Source organism: Candidatus Eisenbacteria bacterium, assembly GCA_016867715.1.
Taxonomy (GTDB): domain Bacteria; phylum Orphanbacterota; class Orphanbacteria; order Orphanbacterales; family Orphanbacteraceae; genus VGIW01.
Window position 1 is genome coordinate 1 of record VGIW01000037.1, and the last position, 14,927, is coordinate 14,927.

Consider the following 14,927-nt stretch of genomic DNA (forward strand, 5'->3'; position numbering starts at 1 on the left):
GCTCTGCCTCCAGTCGAACGAGGGGACCGCCGGCGACTCACTTGCGGATCGAGAACGAGTCGATGAGCGCGCCCGAGGTATCGATGACGTCCGCGTGGAAGAGACGGTCCCGCACTGTGCAGTGAACGAAGAAGTGCTTGCCCTTGGTCCCCGCGACGAAGGCGCCCGCGGGAAGCCCCTCGAGGACTGGGAACTCGAGACCGACGTTCTGTCCGCGGTTGATCCGCCCGCCCCCGCCCCCGACCGTGAGATAGACGGTCGTGTTCTGCTTCCCTTCCGCCGCCTCGCCGTCTCGAATCGGCTTCGTGCGCGTGTAGCAGTGCTGGTCGCCGTTGAAGAAGACGTCGACGCCGGCATCCTCGATCAGCCGGCAGAACGAGTCCTCGCCCCGGCGGGCGCTCTCGATGTTCTTCCGGCCCGCGTACTGCTCCGCTCCGTAGTACGAGCGGTGTCCGAAGCCGAAGGTCCAGATCGTCCCGGGCGGCCGGGACCGAAGAACGCTCGCGAGCCACGTTCTCTGCTCGGATCCCGGCGTGTTGATCCCGCCGTTCGGAAGGCAGGATCTGTACCCCGGCAGATGCGAGTCGGGGGCGTCCGAGTTGTTCTCCACGACGAAGAAGCGCGCGCCGCCGTGATCGAACGAGTACCAGCCGCTGTCCCCGAGAACCGGGAAGAAGGACCGCGCGTACGCATAGCCCTCGTAGTCCCCCTCGTGGTTCCCGAGGACCGGGTAGAACGCGATCTCCGGATCGAGGAGGGAGAGAACGTGCAGGAACGTATCGGCGGTCGCCTCCCCCAGCTTGTCGGGGGTTGGGGCGATGATCCAGTCGCCGCAGTGGACGAGGAAGTCCGGCTGTCTCTCGTTGATCTGCTCGATGATCCGCGCGAAGACCTTCTTCCCGGTGTGCGCGGTCGCGCCGGTGTGCGTGTCGCTCACGATGGCGAAGGAGAACGCGCGCGCGGGCCGCTCCTCATCCGGTCGGGCCGGCGCGGTCTTCCGCGGCGCGCAGGATGGGAGAAGGAGGAGAAGGGCGGGGAGGAGTGCGGCGATCCATCGCGCGGCTCGTGCAGCCGGTCTCCCCCGTCCGCTTCCGCCGCCGGAGAATCCTCGAAGGAGCCGAGCGACCGGGTTCGTGCAGAGGCGGCTGTCGGCGCAGCGTTCTTGCAACTGATTCTTGCTCAAACGGTTAGGGGGCCGTTCCTGCCCGGCTGGGGGATTCCGACCGAGGCGCTTCCGGCCCGACCTTCTTTTGGAATATACTGCCAGGAGGCCAGGATAGCCCTTTCAATAGAACATCCCCGGGGAGGAGACGGAATGAACGACCCGAGAATGATGAAGCTGGCGGATCTTCTGATCACCCACTCGACCAGGCTCCAACCGGGAGAGGTGGTGCTGATCGAGGCGACCGATATCCCGCGGGAGATGGTCTCGGCGCTCATCCTCCGCGCGGTCGAGGCGGGCGGGGTCCCCCTCGTCCTCTGGAAGGACAACCAGGTTCTCCGCGATCTTTATCAGATCGGAACTCCCGAGGACGTCGACAAGCGGATGGAGCTCATGGGGAAGGTGGAGCGCTTCCAAATGGAGCGGGTCCAGGCGTACATCGGGATCCGTGGCCAGAACAACTCCTCCGAGTTCGCCAAGATCCCGCCCGAGAAGATGAAGATCTACCAGACGAAGGTCTTCGGGCACGTCCACGTCGACTACCGCGTGCCGAAGACGAAGTGGGTGGTGCTCCGCTGGCCGACCCCGTCGATGGCGCAGCTCGCGGGCGTCGGAACCGATCGCTTCGAAGATTACTACTTCGATGTTTGCCTTGTCGATTACGCGCACATGGCCGAAGCGGTGAAGCCGCTCGTCGACATCATGAAGAAGACCGACAAGGTCCGCATCGTCGGTCCCGGCCAGACGGATCTCTCCTTCTCGATCAAGGGGATCAACGTGGTTCCGTGCTGCGGCGAGAAGAACATCCCGGACGGCGAGTGCTACTCCTGCCCGGTGAAGGAGAGCGTGAACGGCGTGATCCGGTATAATGCCCGCACGATCTACCACGGAATCCCGTTCGACGACATCCGTCTCGAGTTCAAGAACGGGAAGATTGTCCATGCGACCTCCACGAACACCGAGGCGCTGAACCGCATCCTCGACAGCGACGAGGGAGCCCGCTATCTCGGGGAGTTCGCGCTCGGCTTCAACCCGATGATCGAGAGCCCGATGTGCGACATCCTGTTCGACGAGAAGATCGCGGGGAGCCTTCACCTCGCCGCGGGGAACTCGTACGACGACGCCTTCAACGGGAACAAGTCGGCCGTGCATTGGGACATGGTGCTCGTCCAGACGGAGAAGCACGGCGGCGGCGAGATCCTCTTCGACGGGAAGACGATCCGGAAGAACGGTCTCTTCGTCCTCCCCGAGCTCGAGGGGCTGAATCCCGATCGCTTCGCCGCCGGGGGCGGGCGGAAAAAGGCCTGCTGATTTCTCGGGGATTCGGAGATCCATCGCCCGGCACCGAAACCCGTGAAGCTCCGTCCGGGCGGGGCCGATGCTTCGGGCCGAGGCCCCGATCCGGGCGGCGCGGGCGGCTTCCGTCTCGGCGCCTTCGAGGACGCATGAACCAACCAGCGAAGAAGCTCAAGGATCTCCTCCAGGTTCTCACGCCGGCCGATCGCGTGCTCATTCTCATGAAGCCGGATCCGGACGCGCTCTCCTCCGCGTGGGCTTTGAAACGACTTCTGTCGTTGAAGGTTCAATCGTGCCAGATCAGCCACATCGGGGAGATCGGACGTCTCGAGAACCAGGCGATGGTCCGGCTTCTCAAGATTCGGAGCGAGCGCTTCGATAAGATCGACCCGCAGGCGTTCACCAAGATCGCCGTGGTGGACGGACAGCCGGATCATTTCGTCAACCTCTCGCTCCCGAAGATCCACGTCGTGATCGATCATCATCCGGTCGTGAACGCGTTCGAGGCGGATTTCTCGGACGTGCGCGTGAAGGAGGGAGCGACCGCGACGATCCTCACCGAGTACCTTCGGGCGGCGCGCGTGAAGATCCCACCGTCGCTCGCGACCGCGCTCTGCTTCGGCATCAAGACCGACACGAACGGCCTCACGCGCTCGGCGACGAAGGAAGACGTGGAGGCGTACGCCTTCCTCCTCCAGAAGGCGAATCTCGCGCATCTCCGGCAGATCGAGCATGAACGGCTTTCGCGCGACGACTTGGATCTCCTCGCGCGCGCGATCAGCCGCGTGCAGATCCGCCGGCGTTTTCTCTACGTCTTCCTTCCCGGGCCGGTGCCGCCCGACAGCCTCGTGATCCTCGCGGATATCTTCAACGGTGTGGTGGGAACCTCGGTGGCCGCCGTGGCGAGCACGTACCGGAACCGGGTCATCATCATTCTTCGCGGAAAGGGTCCGCGCGTCGACGTCGGCCGGATCGTCCGCGGCGCGTTCGGAGCGGTCGGGAGCGCGGGCGGGCACCCGGTCGCCGCGCGCGCGGAGATCCTCCTCTCGAAACTCGCGCAGGCGACGCGCGTCGAGGACCCGGAAACGCTCGGCGAGTGGATTCGCAAGCAGATCGTCCAGAATCTCTCGACCCGCAAGAAGCCTTCCGAGTGAGCGCCGTGAGAGAGATTGTTCTCGCCTCCACCTCCCGCTATCGAAGAGCTCTCCTCGACCGTCTCGGGCTTCCGTATCGCGCCGTTTCCCCGAAATGCGACGAGGAGGGTTTGGATCTTCTCCCGGCCGAGACGCGCTCGCTCGCTCTCGCCGAGAGGAAGGCTCGCTCGGCCGCCGGCGATTTCCCGGACGCGTTGATTCTCGGTTCCGATCAGATCGCGGAGATCGAGGGGACCGCGCTCCGAAAGCCGGGAACGATCGAGGCCGCGCGCGCGTCGCTCCGTCTTCTTTCGGGGCGCGAGCATCGGCTCGTCACGGCGGTGGTTCTTCTCGACGCGAGGGAGGGCCGAATGGAGAGCGCGCTCGACATCGCGCGGCTTCGCATGCGTCCTTTGTCGGACGCGGAGATCGAGAACTACCTCCGGCGCGAGGAGACACTCGACTGCGCCGGCGCGTACCGAAGCGAGGGGCTCGGCGCGGCCCTTTTCGATTGGATGCGGACGGACGATCCGACCGGGATCGTCGGCCTCCCGCTCACGCGGGTCGTGGAGCTTCTCGCGCGCTTCGGCGTCTCGGTTCTGGCGTAAACGATCCTCTCGATGCGCCGCTACCCGACGACCTTGAAGACGACGTCCCCTTCGCGGGCGTGCTCCACTGCTCGAATGCCGATCGATTGTCCCTTCTCCGCGCGCGGCACATCGGCCCGGTCGATCTGCATCGACTCGATCGTCTGGGTGAAGTCGGATGTGTGTCCCTTGATGTGGATCGTGTCGCCGACGGCGAGCGCCCCGTCCGTGAGCTCGATCGCCGCCACGCTGATCTTGCCGAAGTAATGTGAGACGTGCCCGATCTTGACTTCTTCCGCCATGGTCTTCCTCCTCTCCGCGGGGCGGATCCTCTCTTACCTTAGCACTCATGGACGCCGCCGGGGAGTCTTTTCGCCCGCGCGGGGCCGGCGGAGGCTCGCCGGTGGAGCTCTTGCAGCGAGACAGGCTCCCCGAGCCCTTCCCGAAGCGCCCGGATCCCGTCCACCGCCGCGCGCGCGGAGGAGAGAGTGGTAAGGCAAGAGATGTCCGTTCGCGTCGCCTCGCGCCGGATCGCGGTTTCGTCGTAGCGGCTCGCCTTTCCGAGCGGGGTGTTCACGACCATCCGAACACGCCCTTCGCGGATGAGGTCGGCGATGTTCGGCGATCCCTCGCCGACCTTCGCGATTGATTCGGCGGGCACGTCGTGCTTGCGGAGAAACGCGGCGGTTCCGCGGGTGGCGAGGAGCGTGAAGCCGAGATCCTTGAGGTCTCGCGCGATCGCGAGAAGCCCCGGTTTGTCGCGGTCGTTCACGCTTAGAAAGACCGCGCCCGAAACGGGGAGCCCCCGGCGCGTCGCGAGCTCCGCTTTCGCGAACGCCTCGCCGAACGACCGTCCGATCCCCATCACTTCCCCCGTGCTCTTCATTTCAGGCCCGAGGAGATAGTCGGATTTCGGGAAGCGGCGGAACGGGAAGACGGGGCCCTTCACGAAGACACGGCGGACCGCCTTCCTCTCGCGGGCGCGTTGCCTTCGGAGGCTCTTCCCGAGCATGCAACGGATCGCGATCTTGGTGAGAGGAAGCCCGGTCGCTTTTTCGATGAAGGGGACGGTGCGCGAGGCGCGCGGGTTGACCTCGAGCACGAAGACCGCGCCGTCGCGGCATGCGAACTGCACGTTGACCGGACCGACGACGCCGAGCTCGAGCGCGATCCCCACCGTGAACTCGCGCAGGACATCGATCTCGATCGGCATGACTCGGTAGGGGGGAAGGACCGCGAAGCTGTCCCCGCTGTGAATCCCCGCTTCCTCGATATGCTGCAAGATCCCGCCGATGAGGACGCGCTCGCCGTCGGAGACCGCGTCGACGTCGAACTCGACCGCGTCCTCGAGGAAGTGGTCGATGAGCACTGGATGATCGGGGGAGACGCGCGCGGCTTCCTCGAAGAAGCGCGCGAGACTCTCCTCATCGTAGAGAATCCGCATCGCGCGCCCGCCGAGCACGTAGCTAGGCCGCACGATCACCGGATAGCCGACGCGCGCGGCGACCGCTCGCGCTTCATCCTCGCTCTTCGCGCTCCCGTGAGCCGGCGACGGAATGCCGAGGGCGTCGAGGACCGCTCCGAATCGATCCCGATCCTCCGCGCGGTCGATCGCGTCGACCGGCGTGCCGAGGATTCGCGCACCGGCGTCCTGCAAGTGCCGCGCGAGATGGAGCGGGGTCTGTCCGCCGAGCGAGACCACGATTCCTTCCGGCTTCTCGACCTCGGCGACGTGAAGAACCTCCTCCAAACGGAGCGGTTCGAAGTAGAGCCGATCGGAAAGATCGTAGTCGGTGCTCACGGTCTCCGGGTTGCAGTTCACGAGGATCGACTCGATCCCCTCCTCGCGGAGCGCCTGCACGGCGTGGCAACAGCAGGTGTCGAACTCGATCCCCTGTCCGATCCGATTCGGGCCTCCGCCGAGAACGATCACCTTGCGCCGCGCCGATGGACGGCTCTCGCAGGGACCTTCCTCCCAGGTGGAGTAGAGATAGGGAGTGTCGCTTCGGAACTCGCCGGCGCAGGTGTCCACGCGGCGGAAGACCGGGCGAATCCCGAGCCTCTCGCGCATCTCCTTCAGACGAGCCGCCCGTCTTCCGATCGACTCCTCCGGCCCGCGAAGGAGGCGCGCGATCCTCCGGTCGCTGAAGCCCTCGCGCTTCGCCTCGCGGAGAATCTCCGGCGGGAGGTCGGTCAGCGCGTAGCTTCGGAGCCGCCCCTCGACCTCCATGAGCCTCGCGAGGTTGTCGAGGAACCACGGATCGATTCCGGTGATCGTGTGAAGCTCCTCCGGGGTGAGCCCGCGGCGCATCGCCTCGTGGAGATCGCGAAGTCGGTCCTTGCTCGGGCGGGCGAGGTCCTCGCGAAGATCCTCGATCGTCCGCGCGCTCCCCTCCGAATTCCATCCGTCGAGGCCGAGCTCGAGCGATCGGAGAGCTTTCTGGAGCGCCTCGCGGAACGTCCGCCCGATCGCCATCACCTCGCCAACCGATTGCATCGTCGTTCCGAGAAAGCCGGGCGTCCCCGGAAACTTCTCGAATGCCCAGCGGGGAACCTTGACGACCGTATAATCGATGCTCGGCTCGAAGCAGGCCGACGTGCTCCCCGTGATCTCGTTCGGAAGCTCGTCGAGCGTGCGGCCGACCGCGAGAAGCGCGGCCATCTTCGCGATGGGATAGCCGGTCGCTTTGCTCGCGAGCGCGCTCGATCGGCTGACGCGCGGGTTCATTTCGATCACGGCAGTCTCGCCGGTCTCCGGGTGCACCGCGAACTGGACGTTCGATCCGCCGGTCACGACGCCGACCGCGTCGAGGACGCGGAGAGCGTCGTCCCGGAGGCGCTGGAACTCGCGGTCGGTGAGCGTCTGCGCGGGCGCGACGGTGATGCTGTCGCCGGTGTGAACGCCCATCGCGTCGAAGTTCTCGATCGAGCAGACGACGATTCCGTTCCCGGCGCGGTCGCGGATCACCTCGAGCTCGTACTCCTTCCATCCGATCACGCTCTCCTCGACGAGCACGCTCCCCGAGGGGGAGAGACGGAGCCCGTCCGCGAGGATCTCGAGGAATTCGCTCCGGTCGTGCGCAATCCCGCTTCCGGCCCCGCCGAGCGTGAAGCTCGGGCGGAGGATCGCGGGGAACCCGATCGCGCGAACGACCTCATCTGCTTCTTCCAGCGAGGTCGCGAGGAGGCTCCGCAGGGTTCGGATTCCGGAAGCTTCCATCGCCTTCTTGAACTGCTCGCGGTCCTCGGCGAGCCGGATGCACCGCGCGTCGGCGCCGATCAGCTTGATCCCCGCCTTCTCGAGGACGCCCCGGTCGTGGAGCGCGATCGTGAGGTTGAGCGCGGTCTGCCCGCCCACGGTCGGGAGGAGCGCGTCCGGTCTTTCTCTCTCGATGATCCTCTCCACGAACTCCGGCTTCAGAGGCTCGATGTACGTTGCGTCGGCGATCTCCGGATCGGTCATGATCGTGGCGGGGTTGCTGTTCACGAGAACGACGCGATAACCCTCGCGTTTCAGTGCCTTGACCGCCTGCGTGCCGGAGTAGTCGAACTCGCACGCCTGACCGATCACGATCGGTCCCGAGCCGAGAACGAGAATGCTCGCGATGTCGTCACGCCGAGGCATCGCGCGTTTCCTCGTTCGTTCGGCTTCTCTTCGCGCGCCTCGCGACCATCTCGTCGCGGAAGCGCCGGAAGAGATAGAGGCTATCGCTCGGCCCCGGGGCCGCTTCGGGGTGGAACTGGACCGAGTAGACCGGCCTTCCGATCGCCTCGAGTCCCTCGATGGTTCGATCGTTGAGGCTGACATGAGTCGCCCGCGCCCGCGAGGCGGGAAGGCTCTCCGCCGGAACGGCGTAGTTGTGGTTCTGGCTCGTGATCTCGACCTTTCCGTCGGAGAGCCGCCGAACCGGATGGTTCGCCCCGTGGTGCCCGTAAGGGAGCTTCACCGTCGCGGCTCCGAGAGCGCGCGCGAGGAGCTGGTGCCCGAGGCAGATCCCGAAGATGGGAATTCCGGTATCGATGAGCGCTTTCACGTTCTCGACGATCCCGGGGAGGCTCGCCGGATCCCCGGGCCCGTTGCTGAGAAGAACCCCCTCGGTCGGGGGGCGGACAAGCTCGCGGGGAGGCGTCGGGGCGGGAAAGACGCGGGCGCGGCATCCCTCGATCGCGAGACGATCGAGAATGCTCTTCTTCACGCCGAGATCGAGAACCGCGACCTCGTACGGCGGCTCGCTCCCCCAGCCTCGAGAAGGTTGATACATCCACGGTTCGTCGCACGTCACGCGCGCGACCCAATCGATCGATTCGATCGGCGGGAGACCCCGCGCCTTTTCGACGAGCGCGGCGGCGGGACCGGTCCCGATCCATGCCCGGCACGTCCCGTTGTCGCGGAGAGAGAGAGTGAGAGCTCTCGTGTCGACATCCGAAAGGGCCGGGACGCCCGCTCGGCGGAGGAGATCGTCGAGCCCGCGCTCGGCGCGCCGATGGAAGGTCCTCCTGCAGAAATCGCGCACGAGGACGGCGACCGGATGGATGCGCGCCGACTCGCTATCTCCGGCGTGAACCCCGTAGTTCCCGATGTGCGAGGCGGTGAAGACAACGATCTGCCCGGCGTAGCTCGGGTCGGTCAGGATTTCCTGGTATCCGGACATCCCCGTGTGAAAGACGATCTCGCCTCCCGCTTCCCGCGGCGCGCCGAAGAGCCGGCCCGTGAAGCACAGACCCGTTTCGAGTGCGATTCTCGCGAGCAGTTCGTTCTCCCTGGGGCGGGGGGAGCCCGGCGCGAAACGATACGACAGCGCGCTCGGCGCCGCAAGCCCGATGCCCCGGCGCCCGCGGAACGTGAACCATCCCGTTTCCTGGCCCGCCCGCCCGAAATATGATAGATATCGTTTCTCGACCCGCGCGTGTGGAGATGCAACGAGCGGGTGGCGGACGAGGCTCCGGCCGCCCCGCGCCGCGGGAGAAGAACGCGACGATGAACGCCGGACGAAAGACGAATCCCCGCCTTCTTCTCGTCGGTCTCGACGCGGCGGAGCCCTCCCTCGTGGAGAAATGGTGCGACGAAGGAGCGCTCCCGAACCTCACACGCCTCCGCGAGAGCGGTTGTTACGGAAGGCTCGCCACCGTCGCTCCGTGGCTCACCGGATCCCCCTGGTCGACCTTTTACACGGGAACCTCTCCGAGCGAGCACGGCCGCTATCACGTTCTCCAGTGGAATCCGGTCCGTGGCGCGATGGAGAGGCCGTTCGGCGCCTGGCTTCCGATCCAACCCTTCTGGCGGGCGATCGGCGAGCGGGGCGCGCGGGCGATCGTGATCGACGCTCCTCTCGCCTATCCGCCGGAGCCGTTCGCGGGGATCGAGATCGCCGGCTGGGCGACCCACGACCATCTCGGCCCTTCCGCGTCGCACCCGCCTTCGGCGCTCGCCCGAATGCGCCGCGAGGCGGGGAGACCCGTAATGCGGCCCGAGGTCTACGGTCCGCAGAAGACGCTCGAGATCCTCGAGCTCCCCCGGCTCCTCTCGCGGGCGACCGGGCAGCTCGCCCGCGCCGCTGTATCTTTCATGAGTCAAGATACGTGGGATCTCTTCTTTGTCGCTTTCGCGGCGGCGCACCGCGCGGGGCACAAGCTCTGGGACGAGACCTCGGCGGGCGGCGAGATCCGGCCCGGCACGAGGGAGCTCTTCCAGTCCGCGTTTCGCGACGTGTACTCCGAGCTCGACGCGGCCGTCGGCCTTCTCGCGGAGGAGGCGGGGAGCGGCGCGGCCGTGATCGTCTTCTCCCTGCACGGGATGGGGCCGAACAACAGCCGCGAGATGCTCTTCCCGGAGATGCTGAGGCGGATTCTGCACGGCCTCCGAGGGGTCTCGGGCGCGCCCTCTTCGAGAAGTCCTCTCGTCCGCTTGCGCGGCGCGGTTCCGGTCGAGCTCCGCCGCGGCGTGAAAGGGCTTCTTCCACTTTCGATCCAAGACCGCCTGAGCGCGTTCTGGCGGCGGTCGCCGAGCGCGTGGGACGCGGCCGAGGCGTTCTCCCTTCCGGCGGACCAGCACAGCTATGTTCGCGTCAACCTTCGGGGCCGCGAGGCGGGAGGGACGTTTCCGGAAGAATCATACGAGGAGCTTCGCGATGCGATCGCCGAAGGGATGCGCACGTGGCGCGACGCGCGAAGCGGCGAGTCGATCGTCGCCGAGGTCGTAAGACCCGATCGCGCGCTCCCGCCGGGGGAGCGGGCGGGTCTACTCCCCGATCTCGTCGTCGTCTGGTCGGACGTTCCTGCCGCTCGGCACGAGGCGGTCGTCTCGGATCGTTACGGAACGATCCCGTGGCCGACGCCCGGAAGGAATCCGGACGGGCGCTCGGGAAACCACAGGGGTGAAGGATTCATCCTCGCCTCGGGCGAGGGGATTCCGCGCGGCGGAGCGATCGAGCCCGGCACGATCCTCGACCTCGCCCCGACGATCTTCGCTCTCTTCGGTGTTCCGTCTCCTTGGCCGATGGAGGGGAAGCCGCTCCGCCCGATCGCGTAGGGCAATGCGGGATTGACTCAGTCCGTCAGAGGAGTGCTCGTTGCGCAGCCGATAAGACACCGGTCGAGTTTCGGTCGGATCAAGGTTAGCCGAGCGCGGAGCCGAGGTAGTACGGCCAGAGGACGATCGCGAGAACTGCCTTTCCGAGAGCGAGGTGCGCGTACCCGATCGTGAAGAGCCAGCCCGCGAACCAGAGCGGCCCGATAACCCCCGCGATCTCCATCTTTCCCTGAACGATCTTCTTCTCTTCGGTCATGGCGGCGCTCTCCTCGTGCCGGCGCGATCGGCGGAGGAACGCGGCCGATCGCGCGCGCTTTACGCGTACTTCAGAACGATCGCCTGCAGCGTGTCGGCGATGTCTTCCGCGCGGTCGGTCGCCTTCTCGAGAATCGTGTAGATCTCGCTCCACTTCATGCCGCGGATCAGCGTCTCGACCGTATGGGGGCCCGAGTTGTAGCGCTTGGCGAGCGCGTTGCGGAGGACATCATCCGCCTTGTTCTCCAACACGTGGACCTCCTGCATGAACTCGAAGATATCCCGCATCTTCTTCCGGTCCCTGAGCATGGCGATCCCCTTCTGGATCGCCTCCGCCTGGCTATGGATGATCTCCCCGAACGCGGCGGCGGTCTCCGTGATCTCCTCGACGGAGTATGCCTGAAGACGCACGGACGCGGCCCACACCTGATCGACCACGTCGTCGATGTGCTGGAGAAGGAACGCGATGTCCTCGCGGTCGAAAGGGGTGACGAAGGTTTGGTTCAGCTCGTCCATCCCCTTGTGCGTGATCTCGTCCCCTTTGTGCTCCAGATCGTGGATGCGGGTCAGCTTTTGATCGACATCGGAATAGTTCGTGAGTAAATCGACCAGCGCGCGCGTCGCCTCTACCATGTTCTCACCGGCTTCCTCGATGAGGTCGTAGAAGCGGCGGTTCTCCGGTACCAGGCTAAGTCGCATGTGCGCACCTCCTCTAGTGCAGGCCGATCCAGCGGAAGAAGACGACGGACAAGTAGCCGAGCACTCCGCAGATCGGGAACGTGAGAACCCACGCGGAGACGATCTCCCCGGCGACCCCCCAGCGGACCGCCGAGAGCCGGCGGGTCGATCCGACCCCCATGATCGCCGTCGAGATCGTGTGGGTGGTGGAGAGCGGGATGCCGACCCGCGAGGCGATCTCGATCACGGTCGCGGCGCCGGTCTCGGCGGCGAACCCGTGCACCGGCTCGAGCCTCGTGACGCGGGTCCCGAGCGTCCGGATGATGCGCCATCCGCCGACCGCGGTTCCGATCCCCATCACCCCGGCGCAGATCAGGATCACGAGGACGGGAACGTAGAAGTGCGAAATGATACCGCCGGCGTACAACGTGAGCGCGAACGCCCCCATGAACTTCTGCGCGTCGTTCGAGCCGTGCGAAAAGGCCATGAACGCCGCGGAAAGGACCTGGAGCCGCGAGAAGAGAGAGCGGATCTTCCCGGGCGGCGACTTGTAGAACAGACGGTAGACAATCGTCATGAGTAGAAGAGCGATCCCGAACCCGAGAAAGGTCGAGAAGATGAGCCCGAGGCCGACCTTCCTCCAGCCATCCGCGAGAAGGATCGCGGGTCCTTTCACCGCGAGACCGGCTCCCGTGAGCCCGGCGACAAGCGCGTGGCTCTCGCTCGTCGGGAGCCCGTAGACCCAGGCCAGGGTGCTCCAGAAGATGATCCCGACCATCGCCGCCCCGACCGTCGCGGGGGTCACGAAGTCCGGCTCGATGATCCCCTTCCCGATCGTCGCGGCGACCGCGGTGCCGGAGAGCGCGCCGAGGATGTTGAGGCCGACCGCCATGACCACCGCCGCGCCGGGCGAGAGAACGCGCGTCGACACCACCGTGGCGATCGAGTTGGGCGCGTCGGTCCAACCGTTGACGAACTCCGCCCAGAGAATGAGGAAGAGGACGAACAAGATGCCCGGCGTCAGCAGATCCAACGTCGATTCTCCGTCGAGCGCTCGCGGCCGCTTCTCGCGAGGCGGCGCGCGCGCAGGGGTGGAATGTCCACGGTCGGTTCTCCGCCGCGGGGATCGTTCGCTCGCGATCTCACTCGCTCTTCCTCGGCATTACGCATCGGTCGGTTGGGACGGGCCCCGGCGGAGCGGAGTCGCTCCCGGCGCCTGACATCTTAACGGACGGGGGACGCTGGAGTCGACGTTTAGGTTTGTTAAGATTCCGTTTGCGTTGACGATGCCCGAAACGAGCTGCAAGCCGTTTTCAGTACGTGAGTTCTACCCGTTCGGCGTCCGCGCCCGATCACCGGACGAGGGTGAGCTTTTCGGTCACGCGGACCCCGGGGCACTCCGCCTGTGCGAAGTAGACTCCCGAGGGGAGCGGCTTCCCTTCTCGGTCCGTCCCGCTCCAGACCACCTCGTGCTCCCCGGCGGCGACGGCGTCGTTGAAGAGCGTGTCCACGAGCGCGCCCCTCGCGTCGTACAGGCGGATGCGGAGGTTGGTCGCGATCCTTACCTGCACGGAGAAGGAGACCGTCGGGTTGAAAGGATTCGGCGACGCGCGGAGCTCGAGGGTCTTCTCCGCGGGGGGCAGCTTCCCGCCCCAGCGGACGAGATCGTCCTGGTTCCGGACCGAGGTCACGAGGTACAGAGCGTCCTCCGCCTGGACGAGGCCCCATCCATAGGCGGTGTCTGGGGATTCGGACCGGGTCGCCGTGGTCTTCAGCGCCGCGATGACCGCGTAGGGCGTGAGGAACGGGTTCCCCTGCAACACGAGCGTTGCCGCGCCGGCCAGGAGAGGGTTTGAGCAGGACGTTCCGTGGCACGTGGAATACGTCTGGTCGTCATACGGATCCGCCGAGTGGGCGTACACGCCCTGCGCGACGAGCTCCGGCTTCACTCGGCCGTCGAAGGTCGGCCCCCGCGAGCTGAAGGAGGCGATCACGGTGTCGCTCCAAACCGCTCCGACCGCGACGATCGTGTCGGCGTCGGCGGGGGCGGTCACGTAGCGCCAATCGGAGCTCCCCTCGTTCCCCGCCGACGTGCAGACGAGGATTCCGTTCCACGCGGCGAGGTCGGCGGCGATTGTGGTTGTCGCGGTGTTCCCGTCCATATCTTGATATGTGTACCAATCGCTGTATCCGAGACTGCTCGAGGCGACGTCCGCCCCCATGCTGTCCGCCCACTCGATCCCCTCGACCCACCAATCCTCCTCGATCGGCTGCTCTTGGCTCGTGTCTTCGGTCTTGGCGAGAAGGAACTCCGCCCCGTATGCCGAACCGATCAGGCTCCCCGGCTTGTAGCCGGCGATGAGGGAGAGAATCTTTGTGCCGTGGGCGAACTGCCCCGGCGGATCGCCCGGCTCCTCGGAGGTGTTGCCGTCGTCGTTGATGAAATCGCGCTCGGCGATCACGACCACGTTCTGCAGCGACTCGTGCGTTCTCTTGAAGCCGGTGTCGAGGAGGCACACGCGCATCCCCGTGCCGTCGTATCCCTCGTCGTGCAGAGGGGGGATCTGCATCATCTCAAGCTGTCCGAGGGAAGGGCCGTAGTCGAGCGAGTAGGCTCGCTTCGCCGCCGCCTCTGCCGGCCGGGGCCGGTCCGGAGCGACCTCGGCGCGCGAGAACGCGCGCACCGGCTCGATCGACCGAACGAACGGAAGCTCTGCGATCGCGCGGAGAACGGGGAGAGGAGCCGACACGCTCACGCCGTTGAGATAGCGAGAGAGCGCGCGCTTATTCGCGCCGAGCGCGAGCACTTGGTCGACGTATTCCTGGTGGACCGGAAGGTCGTGGAAGCCGACGATTTCGGCGCGCCCCATCTTCTGGCGCCGCACCATGCTCCGCGCGTCCAGGCGCATCGCGAAGCGGGATGCGGCGATCCGAAACATCGCCTCGTCGGGGATCGCTTTATCCGTGAAGAAAACCCATGCCTTCCGGTCGCCCTCGGCGGTCTTCGGGGCCCGATCGAGACGCGAAGAGAGAACCTCCCCTTCGCGGGGCTGCGGGCTCCAAGGATCCGTCGCGCCGGCCGCCGGCGCGGCGAGGGACGCGAACAGCGCGAGCGGGGCGAGAATCGCGAGAGTGTTTCGAGTGTTCATGCGCGCCGTCCTCTTCCCGGAGACGGGATCGGTTCGTGGGAAAGGGGGAACTCGTTCGACGGATTGATGATACCACGAGCCCTCTCCCCGGGCAACCGGGTCCTTCCGGCGGCCGGCGAACTTCCCGCTGGGCGGCGC

12 protein-coding genes are annotated in these 14,927 nt (G+C 66.2%); 4 read left to right on the top strand and 8 right to left on the bottom strand.

Annotation, left to right across the window (positions count from 1 at the left end):
- Positions 1-37 precede the first annotated feature (37 nt).
- Positions 38-1,168 (bottom strand): metallophosphoesterase, encoded by a 1,131-nt coding sequence (locus FJY73_08015; protein ID MBM3320604.1) that lies wholly within the window; start codon positions 1,166-1,168, stop codon positions 38-40.
- Positions 1,169-1,315: 147 nt separating this feature from the next.
- On the opposite strand from FJY73_08015, the gene FJY73_08020 reads away from it, so the two are divergent.
- The 3 genes from FJY73_08020 to maf all read left to right on the top strand — a co-directional run bounded on the left by FJY73_08020 (position 1,316) and on the right by maf (position 4,199).
- Positions 1,316-2,473: an aminopeptidase gene (locus tag FJY73_08020; protein ID MBM3320605.1), complete on the top strand. Its 1,158-nt coding sequence runs from the start codon at positions 1,316-1,318 to the stop codon at positions 2,471-2,473.
- 134 nt (positions 2,474-2,607) lie between these two features.
- Positions 2,608-3,612 (top strand): DHH family phosphoesterase, encoded by a 1,005-nt coding sequence (locus FJY73_08025; protein MBM3320606.1) that lies wholly within the window; start codon positions 2,608-2,610, stop codon positions 3,610-3,612.
- Positions 3,613-3,617: 5 nt separating this feature from the next.
- Positions 3,618-4,199, top strand: a complete 582-nt coding sequence (gene maf, locus FJY73_08030; protein ID MBM3320607.1) for a septum formation protein Maf — start codon at positions 3,618-3,620, stop codon at positions 4,197-4,199.
- A gap of 20 nt (positions 4,200-4,219) precedes the next feature.
- Here maf and FJY73_08035 read toward each other — a convergent pair whose 3' ends face one another.
- The 3 genes from FJY73_08035 to carA are packed head-to-tail and all read right to left on the bottom strand — an operon-like array spanning position 4,220 to position 8,929.
- Positions 4,220-4,480, bottom strand: a complete 261-nt coding sequence (locus tag FJY73_08035; GenBank protein MBM3320608.1) for a translation elongation factor-like protein — start codon at positions 4,478-4,480, stop codon at positions 4,220-4,222.
- A gap of 38 nt (positions 4,481-4,518) precedes the next feature.
- The gene (carB, locus tag FJY73_08040) at positions 4,519-7,803 is read right to left on the bottom strand and encodes a carbamoyl-phosphate synthase large subunit (protein MBM3320609.1); all 3,285 of its coding nucleotides are present in this window, start codon (positions 7,801-7,803) and stop codon (positions 4,519-4,521) included.
- A complete protein-coding gene (carA, locus tag FJY73_08045; GenBank protein MBM3320610.1) occupies positions 7,790-8,929 on the bottom strand; it encodes a glutamine-hydrolyzing carbamoyl-phosphate synthase small subunit in 1,140 nt (379 codons plus the stop codon). The genes carB and carA overlap by 14 nt, the downstream gene beginning before the upstream one ends.
- Before the next feature lie 227 nt (positions 8,930-9,156).
- On the opposite strand from carA, the gene FJY73_08050 reads away from it, so the two are divergent.
- Entirely contained in the window at positions 9,157-10,707 is a 1,551-nt protein-coding gene (locus FJY73_08050) for an alkaline phosphatase family protein (GenBank protein MBM3320611.1), read from the top strand.
- An 85-nt stretch (positions 10,708-10,792) separates the two neighbouring features.
- On the opposite strand, the gene FJY73_08055 is transcribed toward FJY73_08050, so the two are convergent.
- The 4 genes from FJY73_08055 to FJY73_08070 form a co-directional block, all read right to left on the bottom strand.
- Positions 10,793-10,963, bottom strand: a complete 171-nt coding sequence (locus FJY73_08055) for a hypothetical protein (GenBank protein MBM3320612.1) — start codon at positions 10,961-10,963, stop codon at positions 10,793-10,795.
- Positions 10,964-11,022: 59 nt separating this feature from the next.
- Positions 11,023-11,661 carry a DUF47 domain-containing protein gene (locus tag FJY73_08060; GenBank protein MBM3320613.1) on the bottom strand — a complete coding sequence of 213 codons (639 nt, stop codon included), beginning with the start codon at positions 11,659-11,661 and terminating at the stop codon, positions 11,023-11,025.
- A 13-nt stretch (positions 11,662-11,674) separates the two neighbouring features.
- Entirely contained in the window at positions 11,675-12,673 is a 999-nt protein-coding gene (locus FJY73_08065; protein MBM3320614.1) for an inorganic phosphate transporter, read from the bottom strand.
- 319 nt (positions 12,674-12,992) lie between these two features.
- Complete coding sequence (locus FJY73_08070; protein MBM3320615.1) at positions 12,993-14,789, bottom strand: S8 family serine peptidase; 1,797 nt, start codon at positions 14,787-14,789, stop codon at positions 12,993-12,995.
- Between the last annotated feature and the right edge of the window lie 138 nt (positions 14,790-14,927).

Bases quoted from the DNA above. Each gene is read 5' to 3' on its own strand.
- FJY73_08020 (MBM3320605.1), top strand. From the start codon at position 1,316: ATGAACGACCCGAGAATGATGAAGCTGGCGGATCTTCTGATCACCCAC.
- FJY73_08025 (MBM3320606.1), top strand. From the start codon at position 2,608: ATGAACCAACCAGCGAAGAAGCTCAAGGATCTCCTCCAGGTTCTCACG.
- FJY73_08035 (MBM3320608.1), bottom strand. From the start codon at position 4,480: ATGGCGGAAGAAGTCAAGATCGGGCACGTCTCACATTACTTCGGCAAG.
- carB (MBM3320609.1), bottom strand. From the start codon at position 7,803: ATGCCTCGGCGTGACGACATCGCGAGCATTCTCGTTCTCGGCTCGGGA.
- FJY73_08050 (MBM3320611.1), top strand. From the start codon at position 9,157: ATGAACGCCGGACGAAAGACGAATCCCCGCCTTCTTCTCGTCGGTCTC.
- FJY73_08055 (MBM3320612.1), bottom strand. From the start codon at position 10,963: ATGACCGAAGAGAAGAAGATCGTTCAGGGAAAGATGGAGATCGCGGGG.
- FJY73_08060 (MBM3320613.1), bottom strand. From the start codon at position 11,661: ATGCGACTTAGCCTGGTACCGGAGAACCGCCGCTTCTACGACCTCATC.
- FJY73_08070 (MBM3320615.1), bottom strand. From the start codon at position 14,789: ATGAACACTCGAAACACTCTCGCGATTCTCGCCCCGCTCGCGCTGTTC.